14 protein-coding genes are annotated in these 18,082 nt (G+C 70.9%); 7 read left to right on the forward strand and 7 right to left on the reverse strand.

Annotated features, from left to right (window positions below):
• Positions 1–46: 46 nt before the first annotated feature.
• The 3 genes from ACX93N_RS03660 to ACX93N_RS03670 are packed head-to-tail and all read right to left on the reverse strand — an operon-like array spanning position 47 to position 3,486.
• Entirely contained in the window at positions 47–1,348 is a 1,302-nt protein-coding gene (locus tag ACX93N_RS03660; protein WP_459427034.1) for a sodium ion-translocating decarboxylase subunit beta, read from the reverse strand.
• A 3-nt stretch (positions 1,349–1,351) separates the two neighbouring features.
• Positions 1,352–3,172, reverse strand: a complete 1,821-nt coding sequence (gene oadA, locus ACX93N_RS03665; RefSeq protein WP_459427035.1) for a sodium-extruding oxaloacetate decarboxylase subunit alpha — start codon at positions 3,170–3,172, stop codon at positions 1,352–1,354.
• The gene (locus tag ACX93N_RS03670) at positions 3,172–3,486 is read right to left on the reverse strand and encodes an OadG family transporter subunit (protein ID WP_459427036.1); all 315 of its coding nucleotides are present in this window, start codon (positions 3,484–3,486) and stop codon (positions 3,172–3,174) included. The genes oadA and ACX93N_RS03670 overlap by 1 nt, the downstream gene beginning before the upstream one ends.
• Positions 3,487–3,572: 86 nt before the next feature.
• Between ACX93N_RS03670 and ACX93N_RS03675 the strand changes: the two genes are divergently transcribed.
• The 7 genes from ACX93N_RS03675 (at position 3,573) to ACX93N_RS03705 (ending at position 12,514) form a co-directional block, all read left to right on the forward strand.
• Entirely contained in the window at positions 3,573–4,541 is a 969-nt protein-coding gene (locus tag ACX93N_RS03675) for a tRNA dihydrouridine synthase (RefSeq protein ID WP_459427037.1), read from the forward strand.
• Between the two features lie 182 nt (positions 4,542–4,723).
• On the forward strand, positions 4,724–6,274 hold the full coding sequence (locus tag ACX93N_RS03680) for a peptide MFS transporter (protein ID WP_459427038.1): 1,551 nt from the start codon (positions 4,724–4,726) through the stop codon (positions 6,272–6,274).
• 26 nt (positions 6,275–6,300) lie between these two features.
• A complete protein-coding gene (locus ACX93N_RS03685; protein WP_459427039.1) occupies positions 6,301–7,515 on the forward strand; it encodes a saccharopine dehydrogenase family protein in 1,215 nt (404 codons plus the stop codon).
• A 27-nt stretch (positions 7,516–7,542) separates the two neighbouring features.
• On the forward strand, positions 7,543–9,555 hold the full coding sequence (locus ACX93N_RS03690; protein WP_459427040.1) for a hypothetical protein: 2,013 nt from the start codon (positions 7,543–7,545) through the stop codon (positions 9,553–9,555).
• Between the two features lie 39 nt (positions 9,556–9,594).
• Entirely contained in the window at positions 9,595–10,404 is an 810-nt protein-coding gene (locus ACX93N_RS03695) for a (Fe-S)-binding protein (protein ID WP_459427041.1), read from the forward strand.
• Positions 10,404–11,822 (forward strand): lactate utilization protein B, encoded by a 1,419-nt coding sequence (locus ACX93N_RS03700; RefSeq protein WP_459427042.1) that lies wholly within the window; start codon positions 10,404–10,406, stop codon positions 11,820–11,822. Before ACX93N_RS03695 ends, ACX93N_RS03700 begins: the two co-directional genes overlap by 1 nt.
• Complete coding sequence (locus tag ACX93N_RS03705) at positions 11,819–12,514, forward strand: LutC/YkgG family protein (RefSeq protein WP_459427043.1); 696 nt, start codon at positions 11,819–11,821, stop codon at positions 12,512–12,514. The genes ACX93N_RS03700 and ACX93N_RS03705 overlap by 4 nt, the downstream gene beginning before the upstream one ends.
• On the opposite strand, the gene ACX93N_RS03710 is transcribed toward ACX93N_RS03705, so the two are convergent.
• The 4 genes from ACX93N_RS03710 to ACX93N_RS03725 form a co-directional block, all read right to left on the reverse strand.
• Entirely contained in the window at positions 12,515–13,096 is a 582-nt protein-coding gene (locus ACX93N_RS03710; protein ID WP_459427044.1) for a YSC84-related protein, read from the reverse strand.
• A 101-nt stretch (positions 13,097–13,197) separates the two neighbouring features.
• Complete coding sequence (gene ppc, locus ACX93N_RS03715; protein ID WP_459427045.1) at positions 13,198–15,864, reverse strand: phosphoenolpyruvate carboxylase; 2,667 nt, start codon at positions 15,862–15,864, stop codon at positions 13,198–13,200.
• Positions 15,861–16,874: a type I glyceraldehyde-3-phosphate dehydrogenase gene (gene gap, locus ACX93N_RS03720; protein WP_459427046.1), complete on the reverse strand. Its 1,014-nt coding sequence runs from the start codon at positions 16,872–16,874 to the stop codon at positions 15,861–15,863. The genes ppc and gap overlap by 4 nt, the downstream gene beginning before the upstream one ends.
• Positions 16,874–17,896 (reverse strand): type I glyceraldehyde-3-phosphate dehydrogenase, encoded by a 1,023-nt coding sequence (locus ACX93N_RS03725; protein WP_459427047.1) that lies wholly within the window; start codon positions 17,894–17,896, stop codon positions 16,874–16,876. Before ACX93N_RS03725 ends, gap begins: the two co-directional genes overlap by 1 nt.
• Positions 17,897–18,082: the final 186 nt, after the last annotated feature.

Raw genomic sequence — 18,082 nt, forward strand, 5'->3', positions numbered from 1 at the left:
TACAAAAATCCGGCGGGGCCTACCACGACCCCGGGGGGACGAGGACTCAGCCGAGCAGCGTGATCATGATCCCCGCCGCCACGGCCGAGCCGATCACCCCGGCCACGTTCGGCCCCATCGCGTGCATGAGCAGGAAATTGTGCGGGTTCGCCTCCAGGCCCACGCGGTTGCAGACCCGCGCCGCCATGGGCACGGCGGAGACCCCGGCGGCGCCGATAAGGGGGTTGATGGGTGTCTTCGACAGCCGGTTCATGAGTTTGGCGATCAGCACCCCGGCCGCGGTGCCGATGGCGAAGGCGACCACGCCGAGGCCGAGGATCCCCAGGGTCTCGAGATCGAGGAACTTGTCCGCCACCAGCTTCGAGCCCACGGACAGGCCGAGGAAGATCGTGGTGATGTTGATGAGGGCGTTCTGCGCCGCCGCCGACAGGCGCTCGACCACCCCGCACTCGCGCATGAGATTGCCGAAGCAGAACATGCCGAGGAGCGGCGCGGCCCCGGGCAGGAGCAATGCCACCAGCACGAGCAGCAACAGCGGAAAGAGGATTTTCTCGAGCTGGCCCACGGGGCGCAGCTGCACCATCTCGATCTCGCGCTCGGCCCGCGTGGTCAGCGCGCGCATGATCGGCGGCTGGATCAGGGGCACCAGGGCCATGTAGGAGTAGGCGGCGACGGCGATGGCGCCGAGGAGGTCGGGAGCGAGGATGCTCGACACGTAGATGGCCGTCGGCCCGTCGGCGCCGCCGATGATGCCGATAGCCGCCGCGTCCTGCAGCGTGAAGTCGAACACGCCGGCAGACGACAGGGCGACGGCGCCCAGCAGCGTGACGAAGATACCGAACTGTGCCGCCGCGCCGAGGAGCAGCGTGCGCGGGTTGGCGAGCAGCGGCCCGAAGTCGGTCATCGCCCCGACGCCCATGAAGATCACCAGGGGCCCGGCGCCGCTGGCGATGGTCACCCGGTAGAACTGGTAGAGCACGCCGTGGCTGTAGCCAGCATCCCGGGCCATGCCCTGCAGGCTCGCCTGCACCGCGCTGCCGGCGCCCTCGAAAGCGGCGGACACGGCCTTGAAGGACGCATCCGCCGGCAGTCCGAGCTGCCCGGCGAGCATGGCCCGGAGCCCCGCATCACCGCCGTGAAGCGCACTGTCGAAGGCGGACCAGGCGAGATCCGCGCCGGGAATGTTGGCAAGGATGCCGCCGAAGCCGATGGGCACCAGCAGCAGCGGCTCGAACTCCTTGCGAATGGCGAGGTAGAGGAGCAGCAGGCCTACGCCGATCATGATCGCGGCGCCGGCATCCAGGCCGGCGAGGCCGGAGGCCGCCCAGAGGGCCGAGAGATCCTCCACCGGTCAGCCCAGGACCAGGAGCGTATCGCCGACGTGCACCGCGTCGCCGGCGGCGACGGCCACCGAAGCGACGGTGCCGGCGCGGGGGGCGCGCACCTCCGTCTCCATTTTCATGGCCTCGAGGGTCAGCACCACGTCCCCGGCGCTGACCGCATCACCGGCCGACACCGCCACGCGGACGATATTGCCCGCCAGGGGCGCCGGCAGTGGATCGCCGCCAGCGGCAGGCGCGGGTGCCTCTGTCACCGCGGGAGCGGGCGCATCCGCAATCGATTCCACCGCGCCGCCTTCGCTCACTTCCACCACGTAGGGCTGCCCGTCGACCTTGACCGTGTACACGGCCGGGCCGCCAGGCGCAGCAGCGGCGGCGGGTGCCGCCGGGGCCGGTGTTTCGGCAGCCCCTTCAGCAGCGGCTTCGGTATCGGGGTGGGGCTCGAAGGCGTCGGCCTTGCCCCGGTTGGCGAGGAACCGCAGACCGACCTGCGGAAACAGGGCATAGGTGAGCACGTCATCGGTGCGGCGCTCGCCATCGGCAAGGCGGATGCCCTGCTCTTCCGCCAGGCCAGCGAGTTCCTCCGCCAGCATGTCCATCTCCGGATCGAGCAGGTCCGCCGGCCGGCAGGTGATCGGCGCATCGCCCTCCAGCACCCGCGCCTGGAGCTCGGTATTCACCGGTGCCGGCGTGGCGCCGTATTCACCCTTGAGCACGCCCGCGGTCTCCCGGGAGATGGACTTGTAGCGCTCCCCGGTAAGCACGTTGAGCACGGCCTGGGTACCCACGATCTGCGAGGTCGGCGTCACCAGAGGGATGTAGCCCAGGTCCTCGCGCACCTGTGGAATCTCGGCGAGTACTTCGTCCATGCGGTCCGCCGCACCCTGCTCACGGAGCTGGTTCTCCATGTTCGTGAGCATGCCGCCCGGCACCTGCGCGACCAGGATGCGCGAGTCGACGCCACGCAGGGAGCCCTCGAATTTCGCATATTTCCTGCGCACGGTGCGGAAGTACGCCGCGATGTCCGCGAGCTTGTCGAGGTCCAGCCCCGTGTCCCGCGCCGTGCCCTGGAGGATGGCGACCACGGACTCGGTCGGCGAGTGACCGTAGGTCATGGACATGGAGGAGATGGCCGTGTCGATGTTGTCGATGCCGGCCTCCACGCACTTGAGCGCGGTCGCCGTCGACAGCCCCGTGGTCGCGTGGCACTGCATGTGGATAGGGATGGCGCAGGTCTCCTTCAGGCGGCGCACCAGCTCGTAGCCCGTGTAGGGGCGCAACAGACCGGCCATGTCCTTGATGGCGATGGAGTCGGCACCGGCGTCCTCGATGCGCCGGGCTAGATCGAGCCAGGTATCGAGGGTGTGCACGGGGCTCAGCGTGTAGGACAGGGTGCCCTGGGCGTGCCCGCCCACGGCCTTCACCGCCTTTAGCGCGGTTTCCAGGTTGCGGAAGTCGTTCATGGCATCGAAGACGCGGAAAACGTCCACGCCGTTGCTCGCGGCGCGCTCCACAAACCGCTCGACGACATCGTCAGCATAGTGCCGGTAGCCAAGGATGTTCTGGCCGCGCAGCAGCATCTGCTGCCGGGTCTTCGGCATCGCGGCCTTGAGCTCCCGGATGCGCTCCCAGGGGTCCTCGCCGAGGTAGCGGATGCAGGCATCGAAGGTCGCCCCACCCCAGGACTCGACCGACCAGAAGCCGATGTCGTCGAGGGCGGCCGCGATGGGCAGCATATCGTCCAGGCGAAGGCGCGTCGCAAACAGGGATTGATGCGCGTCGCGAAGCACGACATCGGTAATGCCGAGCGGGCGTTGTTGGCTGGCTTCCATCAGGGGTGTTCCTTGTGGCGTGAGGTGGTCTGGCGGTGCCGGGCAACGGCCGCGGTGATCGCCGCGACCACCGCCGGCGAGGGCGCGCCGGGCGGTGCGCTGCCGCGCGGCGCCGCGGGCGCCGGCGCGGGAGCCGGCACCCGCGGCGCAAAGCGCCGGACCAGGGCGGACAGGGTGCCGGTGGCAAGCACCAGCAGGGAGAGGAACAGGACCACGGTCAGCATGCCGAAAAGCATCAGGTCCAGGCCCTGGTGCAGCAGGCTTTCGTCCATGGCGCGCGTCTCCGTGAGGTGGTGCCGCTGATCATACTGCATGGCCGGCGCCGACGGGTAGGCGGGCACCGCCGGTGACGCCGCACCCTCAGGACAGCGACGGGTATAGCGCGGGGTATAATGACGCCATGCGACTCATCCTAGCCCCCATGGAAGGGGTCATCGATCACACCATGCGCGAGCTGCTCACCGGCCTCGGGGGGCTGGACCGCTGCGTGACGGAGTTCCTCCGGGTCACGGAGCGCCTGCTGCCGCCGCGTGTCTTCTACCGCATCTGCCCGGAGCTCGGGGAGGGCGGGCAGACCCGCCACGGCGTCCCCGTCTACCTGCAGCTGCTAGGCGGTCAGCCGGGCCCCGTGGCCGAGAACGCCGCCCGCGGCGCGGAACTGGGCGCGCCCGGCATCGACCTCAACTTCGGCTGCCCGGCAAAAACCGTGAACCGCTCCGACGGCGGTGCCATCGTACTTCGCGAGCCCGGGCGGGTGCACGCGATAGCGGCCGCCGTGCGCGCCGCCCTGCCCGCACACGTGCCGCTCACGGTGAAAATCCGCCTGGGCTTCGACGACCGCTCACCTTTCCTCGACGTCGTGCGCGCCATCAGCGAGGCGGGAGCGACGGAAATCGCCGTGCACGCCCGCACCCGGCGCGATGGCTACCGGCCCCCGGCCTACTGGGATGACATCGCCGATGCGCGTGCCGTGACAAGCCTGCCGATCATCGCCAACGGCGAGATCTGGAGCCCGGGGGACGCGGCGCGCTGCCGGGCCGCGAGCGGCTGTGCCGACCTCATGCTTGGCCGGGGTGCCCTGTGCCGGCCCGACCTGCCGCGGCTGGTGCGTGCCGCAAGCCGGGGGGAGGAGCTGGAACCCCTGCCCTGGCCGGCGGTGCTCGAGCTACTGCGCCACTTCTTCGCGCTCACCCTCGCCAGCTACGACCCGCGCCACGCGGGCAATCCGCTGAAACAGTGGCTTGTCTACCTGCGCGGCTACTACCCGCAGGCGGCGGTCTTCTTCGAACGCGTCAAGCGCCTGCGCGACCCGGCCGAGCTGGCTGCAGCGCTCGACGCCGCAAGCGACGGGCGAGCCGCTGCGGCCTGAATCGCCCTTGCGGCCGCGCCGCGGCCTGCCCCTATAATGCGCCTTTGCCGGTCCCGGGCCGCCCTGCGGCAGGCGCCTTGCCGAAGGCAGCCACAGGAAAGCCGGCGATGGCGTGGGCCGCTGTACGAACATTGTCGAGTAACGGCCATCGCCCGCAGGCCGCTTCAAAAAGGATAAGCCGCATGTCCATTGCCGCCGCTCCCGCCGCCACCGGCGACGCGACCCTCCTCGGCCACCCCCGGGGGCTGTTCGTCTGCTTTGCTACGGAGCTCTGGGAGCGCTTCTCGTTCTACGGCATGAAATACCTGCTGCTCCTTTATCTCACCAAGTACCACCTGTTCTCCGATGCCGGCGGCCTCGAGGTGCTCGGCAGCTATGCCGCGCTGGTCTATGCGATGCCGGTGATCGGCGGCCTGCTCGCCGACCGCTATCTCGGCATGCGCAAGGCGGTGGTCTTCGGCGGACTGCTGCTCGTGCTCGGTCACCTGGGCATGGCGGTGGAGGGCGAACAGGCGCGCATGGTGGGCGAGGAGGTGGTTCGCGACGACGGCGCGCTGCAGGTGTTCTACTTCTCGCTGGCGCTCATCGTCATCGGCGTGGGTTTCCTGAAGCCGAACATCTCCACCATCGTCGGGCGCCTCTACGGCACCGACGACCCGCGCCGGGATGCGGGCTTCACGATCTTCTACATGGGCATCAACATCGGCGCCTTCACCGCCACGCTGCTCTGCGGCTACCTCGGCGAGACCTACGGCTGGCGCTACGGCTTCGGCGCCGCCGGGATCGGCATGCTCGTGGGCCTCGCGACTTTCCTCGGCGGCCAGAAGCACCTCATGGGACTCGCCGAGCCCTCGCGGCCGGAGGTCCTCAGGGAGCGTTCGCCCCTCGGCCTCAACAAGGAACTGACCATCTACCTCGCCGCCCTCGGCGGCGTGGCCGTGGCGTGGCAGCTACTGCAGTTCAACGGCGGCGTGGGCATGCTCCTGAACGCCCTCGCCCTGGCCGTGCTCGCCGGGCTGACCTGGTTCATCGCGGTGAAGTGCGACGCGGTGGAACGCTCGCGGATGATCGTGCTGGTCGTGCTCACGCTGTCGAGCGTGCTGTTCTGGTCCCTCTTCGAGCAGAGCGCGGCATCCATGACCCTGTTTGCGGACCGGGTAATGGACCGGGAAGTCTTCGGCGTGACCCTGACCGCCTCCCAGTTCGGTTCGCTGAACGCCTTCTTCATCTTCCTGTTCGCGCCGGTCTTTGCCCTGCTCTGGACCGTCCTCGGCCGCCGGGGCCTGGAACCCAGCACACCGGTGAAGTTTTCCCTCGGCATCGCCCAGGCGGGGCTGGGCTTCGGCGCGCTGATCCTCGGCGCGGCCAACCCGGACCAGGCCGGCCTCGTCTCGGGCTACTGGATGATCCTCGCCTACCTGCTGCACACCTGCGGTGAGCTGTGCCTTTCGCCAGTGGGGCTCTCGGCGGTGACCAAGCTGTCCGTGCCAAGCATCACGGGGGTCATGATGGGCAGCTGGTTCCTGGCCACCGCCTATTCGAATTTCGTTGCCGCGCAGCTGTCGAAGATCGCCGCCATCGAGACCGTGGAGGGCACGGTGGCCGACGTCGGCACGGCGCTGGCGAGCTATACCGCGCTGTTCAGCAAGCTGTTCTGGGTCGGCCTGGCAGTCGCAGCGGTACTGCTGGCCCTGTCACCGCTGCTCAAGCGCATGATGCGCGGGATCCACTGACCGCCACGGGGAGGGGTAGAGGCGCCATGGCAGGAAGGGACTTCGACCTCGTGCTCTGGGGCGCGACGGGCTTCACCGGCCGCCTCGTCGCGGAGCATCTCACCGCCCACTATGGCCATGGCGGCCGGCTGCGCTGGGCCATCGGCGGACGCAACCGGGAAAAGCTCGAAACCCTCGCCGACGAGCTGGCCGACGACAGCGGCACTCCGGCACTGCTGACGGGAGACAGCGACGACGATGCCAGCATGGCGGATCTCGCCGCACGGACGGCGGTAGTATGCAGCACCGTCGGACCCTACGCGCGTCACGGCACGCCACTGGTCGCGGCCTGCGCGGACGCCGGCACTCACTACTGCGACCTCACCGGAGAGGTGCCGTGGGTGGCAGAGAACATCCAGCGCTTCAGCGAGCGCGCGGCCGAAACCGGGGCACGTCTCGTCCACAGCTGTGGTTTCGACTCCATCCCCTCGGACCTCGGCACGTGGTTCGTGCAGCGGGAAATGCTGTCCCGCCATGGCGTCGCCGGCCGTCGCGTTCGCGGCCGCGTGGGCCGTTCCCGGGGCGGCGCCAGTGGCGGCACCGTAGCCAGTCTCCTCGGCGTCATGGAAGCCGCGGGGCGCGACCGCAGCGTCCGCCGGCTCCTTGGCGACCCCTACAGCCTCAACCCGCCCGGCGCTCCGCGGGGCCCGGACCGGAACGACAGCCTGCGCCCCCTCTACGACCCGGTCTTCGGGCAGTGGACCGGGCCCTTTGTCATGGCGGCGATCAACACGCGGGTCGTGCGCCGCAGCAATGCGCTTCTCGGCTTTCCCTGGGGCGAGAACTTCGCCTATGACGAGCGCCAGCTCTGCCGCTCGCGCGCCCGGGCCGTGCTCCTGGCCGGCGCACTCGGCGGCGGTATGGCGGCCATGGCCCTCGGCCCCACCCGGCGCCTCGCGGCGCACGTCCTGCCGGCGCCGGGCGAGGGCCCGGATGCGGACGAGCGCGAGAACGGCTTCTTCGAACTGTTCCAGCACGCGGAACACCCGGACGACCGCGCACAGGACCTGCGAGCGCGGGTGAGCGGCGACCGGGACCCGGGCTATGGCGCGACCTCGCGCATGCTCGGCGAGGCGGCGGCCTGTCTCGCCCTCGACGACCTGGCGGTGGGCGGCGGCATCTGGACGCCTGCCAGCGCCCTCGGCGACGCGCTGCTCACGCGCCTTCGCGACCGTGCCGGCCTTCGCTTCGACCTCGTCTGAGCCGGGCGGCACTGGCACCGGGGTGCGGTGAGCGACCTCACCTTCAGCGGTGAACTTCTGCCCGGGGCGGACCCGCGCCGCGCCCGGCTGCAGCTGACAGCGCTGTTCCGCCTGACTGACCCCGACGCCGTAGAACCCTTCTTTCATCGCGGCAAGGTCACCCTGCGCCGCGGGCTCACCCCCACCGAGGCCGAGCGGCTCTGCGAGCGGCTGCGCGCGGCGGGGCTGGACTGCGAAGTCGGACCCGAGCCGGAGCCAGAGCCCGAGCCGGAACCCGAACCGGAACCCGAACCGGAACCCGAACCCGAACCGGAACCCGAACCCGAACCGGAGCCCGAACCGGAACCTCAGCCGCCCGCAGCGCAGCCGGCCGCACCTGGGCCGGCCGCACCTGAGCCGGCCGCACCTGAGCCGGCCGCACCCAATCTCTTCCAGGTCCGTCCCGATGCGCCGGCGGCGCTGACCGGCGATGCCGCGCAGCTGCGCTGGCTGGTGGCGCTGATCGCCAGCATCCTCTTCGCCGCGGCGCTCCTCGCCGCGATCATCGCCGGGCTGCGCGGATCGGCGCCGGCACCGGTCGCGGGGCCGGCCGCGACCGGCGTGGACGGGGCCGGCCAGCTCTACCTGCTGACCCGGGATGCGGTGCTGCTACACGACCGCGCCGGCCACGACCTCCTCCGTCTCGATGCCGGGCGCCTCGGCCTCACCGATCTCGCCGCACCCTTCTTCGTCGGTCGCGACGGCTCCGTCGTGCTGCAGGCGCGCGACGGGGACGGCAAGCCGGCACCGTGGCGCTGTGCGCCGGCCGGCGGCGCCTGCGAGCCGCTGCCGGTGGCAGGCCCGCTGCGGACGGTGACCGGCGGTCGCGACGATACGCTCCATGTCCTCGATGCCAGCGGCCTGGTGCTGATTGCCGACGGCACCGTCCGGGCACGGGCCTCACTCGCCGCGGAAGCGCTGGCGCCGCGGCTCGTAAACGAGGCCGGACTGCTCTACCTCGCCGCCGACGGCCCCATGGTCGGCGTGCATCGGCCGGACCCGGAGAGCTACGGCGAACAGCTCGACGCGCTCCTGCTCATCGCGGCGGGATTCACCGCCACCGCCGTGCGCGACATCGCCTACTTCGCCGACCAGTGGTGGGCCCTGCTCGAGAACGAGACCGGCGCCGTGGCCCTGCACCGCTTCGACACGCGCTGGGGGCACCTGGGCGCGGTTCCCCTGCCGGCAGCGCTCGACGCCCGGCGGCTGCAGCCCTGGGGCCGCCAGCTACTGATACTGGACCCCGAGCAGCCCGAGCTGCAGCGGGTGGACGGCGAGGGGCGTCTCGGCGCCCCTTTCCGCTCTTCCCTGTTCGCGGCGCTGGTCCGGGAGCAGCGCGAGACGCTCGCCTGGCGATCGACGGCGTCGACCCTGCTGCGCTGCGTTCTGGCCGCAGCCCTCGGCGGCGCCCTGCTCGCCCTGCTCCTGGCGGCCGATCACCGCCGGCGGCACCTCGACGCCCCGGCGCTGCGTCTCGACCGGGAATACGGTGCCTTCCTCTGGTTCCCCGCCCTGGCCCCCGCCCGGCGCAAGCGCGGCCGGCAGGCCATCGTGCTTGCGATCGCCGCCAGCGTGCTCGCAGTGGCTGCCGCGGTCGGCAGCCGGCATGGCCTGGCACTCGCAGGCCTGGCGCTGGGTGTGCTCGCAGGCGGGGTCGCCGGCAGCTGCCTGGCTCCCGCGGGGCACGTTGGTATCGCCGGGCGGCGCCTGCTCGTCGCGGACCACCGCGGGGTCTACCAGGGCGGTGCCGCCGACAGCTTCCGCCGCCGCGGGCCGTTCCTGCTCCGCGGCGATGTGGTGCTGAACCTGGGCACGGCGAGCCTGCCGGCCTTCCCTCCGTCCCTCGATGCCGCACTCAGCCGCGCCGGCACCGGCAAGGTGGCCCCGGCCTCCCTGGGCACGGTTGCCGCCGCCCTGCTGCGCGCCCGCCATCCCCTGGCGCTTGCCGCCGCCGGTGCCTGCCTCCTCGCCCTGATCGGCCTCGCAGCGTCCCTCGGCTAGGCGCTATACTGGCGGCTCCTTCACGGGCAGGAGCCAGGCTTGACGGTAGCGACCGACGCACAGCCGGCGGCAACCGGCGAACAGCCGGCCGTCGCCCTTTTCGTCACCTGCCTCGTGGACCTGTTCCGGCCGGAAGTGGGCTTCGCCACCCTGCGGCTGCTGGAGGACGCGGGCTGCCGTGTCTACGTCCCCCGGGCGCAGACCTGCTGTGGCCAGCCCGGCTACAACAACGGCGACTACGAGGGGGCCCGCAGTGTCGCCCGGGACGTCATCCGAATCTTCGAACAGGCCGAGTTCGTGGTCGTCCCTTCCGGCTCCTGCGCCAGCATGCTCATCCACCACTATCCTGAACTCCTCGATGGCGCCTGGCGGGACCGCGCACGCGCCCTGGCCGCGCGAACCTGGGAACTGACCGCCTTCCTCAGCGATGTCCTCGGCGCGGTTCCGCCCGCCCGCGCTGCCGCCGCGCCGGCCGGACAGCAGCAGGCCGTCGCCTACCACGACGGCTGTGCCGGCCTCCGCGAGCTCGGCGTCCGCGAACAGCCGCGGCGACTGCTCGCCGGCCGCGGCATCGAGGTACGGGAGCTTACGCAGCCGGACGTGTGCTGCGGTTTCGGCGGGACCTTCTGCGCCAAGATGCCCGCCATCTCGGCCAGGATGGCCGACGACAAGCTCAGGGACGCAGTGAAGAGCGGCGCCGGCACGCTGGTTGCCGGCGACCTCGGCTGCCTCATCGCCCTCGCCGGCCGCGCGCGGCGGGAAGGCGTCGCGCTGTCCTTCCGCCATGTGGCGGAGCTGCTCGACGGCCGGCTGGAAGCACCGCCGGTCGGTGAGGGGACCCGGGGCTGATGGAGCAATACAGCGCCGAATTCCTGGCCAGGGCCGACACGGCGCTCGAGGAGCGCGAACACGCGCAACTGCGCGAGGCCATGGGGCTCTTCGGCCCCGCTCTTCGCAGCGCGGCGGTGGACGCCTACGGCGATTTCGATGCCCTGCGCGAACAGCTCCACGCCGTGCGCCGGCACACGCTCGATCACCTCGATGTCTACCTCGACCGCTACCTCGAGGCCGCGACGGAAAACGGCAACACCGTGCACTTTGCGGAGACGCCGGACGAGCTTAACCGCACCGTGGAGGCCATCTGCCGTCGGCACGGTGCGCGCCGGATCATCAAGGGCAAGTCCATGGTCACGGAGGAAAGCGCCCTCAATGACCACCTCACGGCCGCCGGCTTCGCGGTGCGCGAGACGGACCTCGGCGAATACATCATCCAGGAGGCCGGCGAGACACCCAGCCACATCGTGGGCCCGGCCCTGCACAAGACCCGGGACGAGATTCGCGACCTGTTCCTCGCCCGTCACGATCTCGGCGACCGTCCCCTGGAGAGCGCGGGCGACATGGTCCGCGAGGCACGGCAGGTGCTGCGCGAGGAGTTCCTCGGCGGCGAGGTCGGCATCATCGGCGCCAACGCGCTGGTCGCGGAGACGGGTTACTCGCTGCTGGTCACCAACGAGGGAAACGGGGACCTGTGCGCCAACCTGCCGCCGGTGCTCATCGTCTGCACGACGCTGGAGCGCCTGCTCCCGCGCATGAGCGATGCCGCGGACCTGCTGCGCCTGCTCGCCCGCTCCGCGACCGGCCAGCCCGTCACCTGCTATACGAGCTTCTACTCCGGCCCCCGACACCCGGGCGACGCCGACGGACCGGTGGAAACCCACATCGTTCTGCTGGACAACCGGCGCACAGAGATCCTCGCCAGCGACTACAGTGACATTCTGCAATGCATCCGTTGCGGGGCCTGCCTGAACCACTGCCCGATCTACGTCGCCGCCGGCGGCCACGCCTACGGCTGGGTCTACCCGGGGCCCGTGGGGTCGGTGCTGACCCCGCTGCTCACCTCCCTGGAAGAGAGCCATCTCCTGCCGAACGCCTGCACGGCCTGCGGGCGCTGCGCGGAGGTCTGCCCGGCCAACATCCCCCTGCCGGACCTGCTGCGCGACCTGCGGCAGGAGGAGCACGAGCAGGCACTCTCGCCCGCGGGCTGGCGCCGCGGCCTCGCTCTCCACGCCCGGCTCCTCCGCCATCCCTGGCTCTACCACCGGCTCACGGGGATCGCCGCCCGCGTGTTGAAGCTCGCGGCCCGCGGGCGCGGGGTTCTCACGCGCGTGCCCTTCGCCGCCGGCTTCCTCAGCGAGCGGGACCTGCCGGCCCCCACCGGCGCGAGCTTCATGGCCCGCTACCGCGGGCCGCAGGAGGATGAGCGATGAGCGAAGAGGCCCGCGACCGCATCCTTGCCCGGGTGCGCGCCGCCAGCCGGCGGGCCACCGAGGGCGACGTGGAGAGGGCGCTGGCCGCACTCGGCCGCGGCCCGGCGCCGCGACCGCTGCATGCGGACCCGCGGGTCACCCTGCTGGCCCGGCTCCTGCGCAACCAGGCAGGGGTGGACGCGGTCACGGATCGCAGGGCGGCTGTCCGCGCCATCGGCGAGTTCCTCGGCGCAAGGCACGGCAGCCGCAAGCTGGTCGCGGGGCAGGACCCGAGGCTGGCCGCCCTGCCGTGGCGCGATGCGGGCCTCCTGCCCCGCTTCGGCGAGGTGGAGCCCGGCGATCTCGCGGCCGTGAGTTACGCGCGCCTCGCCATCGGCGAGACGGGCAGTATCGTGCTGACCAGCGGCCGCGACAACCCGGCGCGGAACAACCTCCTGCCGGAGGACCACATCGTCCTGGTCAACAGTGAGGATGTGGTCGCGGACCTCGACGAGCTCTGGCCGGCGCTGCAGGCCCGCCTCGGCACCGGGCGGCGCCCGCGGGGCCTGCACCTCATAGCGGGGCCCTCGAGCACGGCGGATATCGCCCTTGAGATGGTCTTCGGCGCGCACGGGCCGCGCGCGCTGCAGGTCGTGCTGGTGGCGAGGGACGGGCCGGACTGCCTCGCGGCGGCCCGGGCCCTGGACGGCTAGCTATTCGCCGAGCGGGGTGTAGTTGAACTTCTGCCCGCCGAGGCTCGCTTCGTACATCAGGCCGCCCTTGGCGATGGTGAAGATCGCCATACCCTTGCGATAGCCGCCGTGAACCGTGGTCGCGTCGTGCTGACCGCCACTGGCACCGGCGGAGGCGCCACCCCCGGTGGAGGCTTCCGCTGAGACGCCGGCGGTGAGGGCGACCGCTGTCGCCTGGGCGCTGAACTCGAAGTTGCCGGACGTGAACATCTCGAAGGCCCGGCGGTCCTCGAAGAAGATGATCTGGCTGTAGGCCTGGCCGCCGAGCTGGAAGCCGACGGTGACCTGCGTCATGGTCGTATCGCCGACGTACTCGCCCTCGGCGTACACGCGCCCCTTGCCGTGCGCGCCGCCGATGCCGATGCCACCCTTGCCGATCGTCGGAAACAGGGCATAGCCGTAGGCGGAGGCGAAGAACCTGTCGGTCTCGCCGGCGCGCTGGAAGGCATCGAGGGCCTCGGCGTACTTGTCGTCGGCCCGGGCGACGGCGCCGAGGCAGAGACCGAGGCAGAGCATGAGGGTGGTAAGCAGCGTTCTGGTCATGGGGGTTCCTCGCGGGAAAGGACTCGGGTGCCTTGCGGACGCACCGAGTTTACGCCAGCGGCCGCGACGCCGCTATCCCGCGTGCCGTTGGCAGTCGCGCTTCAGCCCGTGTTGCGCATGCCGGCGGCGATGCCGGCAATGGTGACCATGACGGCCCGCCGAAGCAGCGGGTCCGCCGCGCTCGCGCCGTCGCCGCCTTTCCGGCTGCGCTCGAGCAGCTCGGCCTGGAGGTAGTTGAGCGGATCCGTGTAGACGTTGCGCAGGCCGATGGACTGGCGCGCCCAGGGCTGCGCCTCGAGGGGTACAGCGACGCCGCGCAGGGCGAGCACCGTGGCGCGGTCTGCCGCCATGGCCTCGCGCAACTGCTCGCCGATCGGTTTCAGTGTGTCGGGCACGAGGTGGCTGTCGTAGTAGGCCGAAATCCCGCTGTCGGCCTTGGCGTAGACCATCTCCAGCATGGACAGGCGGGTGGCGAAGAACGGCCAGTCCCGGGCCATGGTGGCGATCACCTCGCCATCGCCCGCCTCCACGGCAGCGGCCAGGGCCGCCCCGGCGCCCAGCCAGGCCGGCAGCATGAGCCGGTTCTGCGACCAGGCGAAGATCCAGGGAATGGCGCGCAGCGTCTCGATGCCGCCGCCCCCTGCACGCCGCGCCGGGCGCGAGCCGAGGGGCAGCGAGGCCAGCTCCTGCTCCGGCGTGGCATGGCGGAAATAGGCGACGAAGTCCGGATCGTCGCGCACCACGGCCCGGTAGCGGCGACAGGAATCCCCGGCCAGCCGCTCCATGACATCCCGCCAGGCCGGCGCGGGCGTCGGCGGGGTGAGCAGGTTGGCGCGGCAGATCGCGCTGGTATAGAGCGCGAGCGTGCGCACCGCCAGCGGCGCGAGGCCCAGCTTGACCCGGATCATCTCGCCCTGCTCCGTGACCCGCAGCCCGTTCTCCAGCGAGCCCGGGGGCTGCGACAGCAGCGCGTCGAAGGCCGGAGCGCCACCGCGGCCGATAGTGCCGCCGCGGCCGTGGAACAGCGTGAGGGCGATGCCCCGGCGCTCGCAGAGCGCCAGCAGCGCCTCCTGGGCGCGGTACTGGGCCCAGGAGGCGGCGAGCACGCCGGCGTCCTTGGCCGAGTCCGAATAGCCGATCATCACCATGAGCCGGCCATTGCAGTGGCCTCGATACCAGGGCTCGGCGAGGAGCGCCTCGACCACCTGCGGTGCGCGGTCGAGGTCGTCGAGGGTCTCGAAGAGCGGTGCCACGGGCAGCGGGTGGCGGCAGCCGGCCTCGCGCAGGATCAGGTGCACCGCGAGCACGTCGGAGGCGTCGCGCGCCATGGAAATCACGTAGGCGCCCAGCGCTTCCGGGGGCTGGGCCGCCGCCACCCGGCAGGTCGCCAGTACCTCGGCCGCTTCCGCGCTCGGCTCCCAATCCGCCGGCAGCAGGGGCCGCCGGCTCGCCAGCTCCGTGAGCAGGAACGCCCGCCGGGCGCTCTCGTCCCACTCGGCGTAGTCGCCGAGGCCGAGGTAGCGGGTCAGCTCCGACAGCAGGCCCGTGTGCCGGGCGCTGTCCTGGCGGAGATCGAGACGCACGAGGTGGACGCCGAAGCAGCGTACCCGCCGCAGCAGGTCCAGCAGCTTGCCCTCGGCGACGATCGCCATGCCCGAGGCACAGAGGGAGCGGTGGCAGGCGAGCAGGGGCTCGAGCAGTTCCCCCTCGGTGAGCAGCGCCCCGTCGCCCGGCTCGCCCGCGCCGCCCTTTTCGACACCCTGGTCGAGGCGTGCCTCGATGGCCGTCAGCGCCTGCCGCAACCGCTGCCGCAGCCGGCGCAGCTCGCCCCGGTAGGGCTCGTTGGCACCGGGGTTGCGCGCCCGCAGCTCCTCGTCCGCACCGGTCATGGAAAGCTCCTCGATGAGCTCTTCCACCGCGCGCAGGTACAGGTCCGCGGCCTGCCAGCGACCGAGCAGCAGGACCCGTGCGGTCACCGCGGCGGTCACGTTCGGGTTGCCGTCGCGGTCCCCGCCCATCCACGAGAGGAAACGCACCGGTGCCGCGTCCAGGGGCAGCCCCTCGCCGCAGGCGCTCTGCCGGGCGGCATCGAGACGGCGCAGGAACTCCGGAACGGCGTGCCAGAGCGAGTCCTCGACCACGGCGAAGCCCCACTTCGCCTCATCGACCGGTGTGGGCCGCTCGGCGCGGAACTCGTCGCCGAACCACACCTGGGTAAGGAGTTCGCGCAGGCGCCGCTGGATGCCCGCGTGCTCGGCTTCCGTCAGGCCACCGAGCTCAAGCTGCGACAGGCAACGGCCGATTTCCCGGTGCTTGTGGATCAGCGTCCGGCGCATGATCTCGGTGGGGTGGGCGGTAAGCACCAGTTCGATGGACAGCCGGTCGATGCGCTCCCCGAGCGCCGCGGGTGACACGCCCGCGGCATCGAGGTCGTCGACCATCCCGCGCAGCATGGTCGTCGCCGACGCGGTGGCCGCCATCTGCCGGGAGCTGGCGTACTGCTGCTCGGCGATATTGGCGAGGTTCAGGAACTGGGCGAAGGTGCGCGCAACGGCCAGCATCCGCTCCGGCGAAAGCCCGTGCAGGAGGGTGAGCAACGCCTCCCGCGCCCCGGCATCGCCCTCCCGCGCCGCGCGGGACCGCTGGCGGATGTCCTCGATGAGGGCGAGGAAGGCCTCGCCCTCCGCGTCGGCCACCACCTCGCCGAGGAGGCTGCCGAGCATGCTGACATTGCGCCGCAGGCCGGCGTAGGGGTCGTCGCCGTTCACCCCGTCCAGTCCGCGATCCTCCGCAGCAGGTCGACGACCCGGCAGCTGTAGCCCCACTCGTTGTCGTACCAGTTGAGCACGCGGAGGTAGCGGCCGTTGGTTACCGACGTGAAGCCGGCATCAAAGACCGAGGAGTGGCTGTTGCCGATGATGTCCGAGGACACCAGGGGACGCTCGCTGTACTGCAGGATGCCCTGCAGGCGCTCGGTGCGCGAGGCGGCGAGGACCGCGCGGTTCACCTCCTCGGGCGTGACGGTCCGCGCGAGCTTGACGAAGAGATCCACCACGGAGCCATCGGACACCGGAACCCGCGAGGCAATGCCGTGAAGCCGCCCGTTCAGCTCCGGCAGCACGACGCCCACGGCCTTGGCCGCACCGGTGGACGTGGGGATGATGTTCTCTGCCGCCGCGCGACTGCGCCGCCAGTCCGAGTGCGGGACATCGGCGAGGCGCTGGTCGTTGGTGTAGGCATGTACCGTGTTGATCACGCCCTCGAGGATGCCGAACTCCTCGTGCAGAACCTTCGCCATCGGCGCGAGGCAGTTGGTGGTGCAGCTCGCGTTGGAGATGGTGCGATGCGCAGGCAGCAGCCCCTCGTCATTGACGCCGAGGACGACCGTGTAGTCGATGGCATCCTTGGCGGGCACCGTGAGCACCACGCGCCCGGCGCCGGCGTCCAGCTGCTGCTGGAGCTGGGCCGCGCTGCGGAACACGCCAGTGGATTCCACCACGACATCGATGCCGAGCTCGCCCCAGGGCAGCGCCGCCGGGTCGCGCTCGCTGAGCATGCGCACACGGCTCTTGTCGGTGACGATGTGGTCGTCCTCCAGGGACAGCGGCCCGCGGAAGGGCCCCATCACCGTGTCGTACTGGAGCAGGTAGCGCAGCGCCTCGTGGTCGAAGAGGTCGTTGATGGCGACCACGTCGACCCCCTCGACGGTCTCCAGGATGCGGAACACGGAGCGGCCGATGCGCCCGAAGCCATTGATCGCGACTTTCACGCCAGCCATTACGCGACCTCCGTTACTTCACCCAGGTCCCCGTAGAGCCGCGCCACTTCCAGCATGCGCTTGGCATGGCCGCGGTTCTCGTACCAGGACAGGGTCTTGATGAAATGCTCGCCGGCACGCAGCGTCCCCTGGGTGTCGAAGAGCAGCGACAGCTCGCTGCCGAGCACATCGGAGGAAACGATCGGATCGTCGACCACGCCGATGCGCCCCGGCTGGGCTTCCGCGCCGGCGCGCATGGCGGCATTCACGTCCTCGGCGGTGACCGACGGATCCTCCATGACCAGGGTCACGTCGAGGAGGGAGCCGGCCTGCACGGGAACATTGAGCGTCGAGGTGTTGATCTTGCCGGCAAAGGCCGGCAGCACATGGCCGAGCCAGCGGCCCGCGTCGTGGGCATTGGGGATGATATTGCGGGCCGCGGAGCGGCTGCGCCGGTAGTCGCCGCCGGCATAGTCCTGCAGCGCCTGGTCCGACGTGTAGGCGTGTACGGTGGTCAGGCTGCCGCATTCGATGACGAACTCCTTCGCGAGCGAATGCAGGAGCAGGCACAGCGCCGTGGTCGTCGCCGAGCCGGCGGAAATGAGCCGGTCCGAGGCAGCGATGCTGTCCTCGTTGATCCCCGGGATGACGATGCGGTCGATCTCGTCCTCGGGGAGCGAGCGCAGCATCACCCGGGGCGCGCCGCCCGCGAGGTGATGCCGGAGGACCTCGGCGCTGCGGTAGACGCCGGTGGCATCGATGACCAGGTCGACGCCGAAGATATCCCAGGGCATTTCCGCGGGCTGGTCCGTGGACATGAGACGCGCCCGGCTGTGCGGGCCACAGACGTAGTTGCCCTCGAGGTGGTACTGATCCGGTCTATCGACCTCGGAACGCAGCAGGTAGAGCAGGATATCGGGCCTGCCGATGTCCGCGATGGCGACGATCTCGATATCCTCGCTGGCCGAACTGAGGTCAAAGAGCTGCCGGCCCGTGCGACCGAAGCCCATGAGCCCCAGGCGCAGCGGCCTTGAACTGTTCATCTCGCTTTCTCCCGTGAGCTCTCCCGTGAGCTTTGCTGTGACGGCTACAACACCGCCGATCCAGTGTTGCACTGGATAGCGCACAGCGCAAACGTCGGCATCCGGGGCACCGTCCGGGCCTGCCCGGCCCTCCCCGGAAGCGGGCGGGCGAATCCGCCTCCGCAGGCGGCGCGTAAATGTCGGGGA

It is taken from the genome of Pseudohaliea sp., assembly GCF_054552115.1.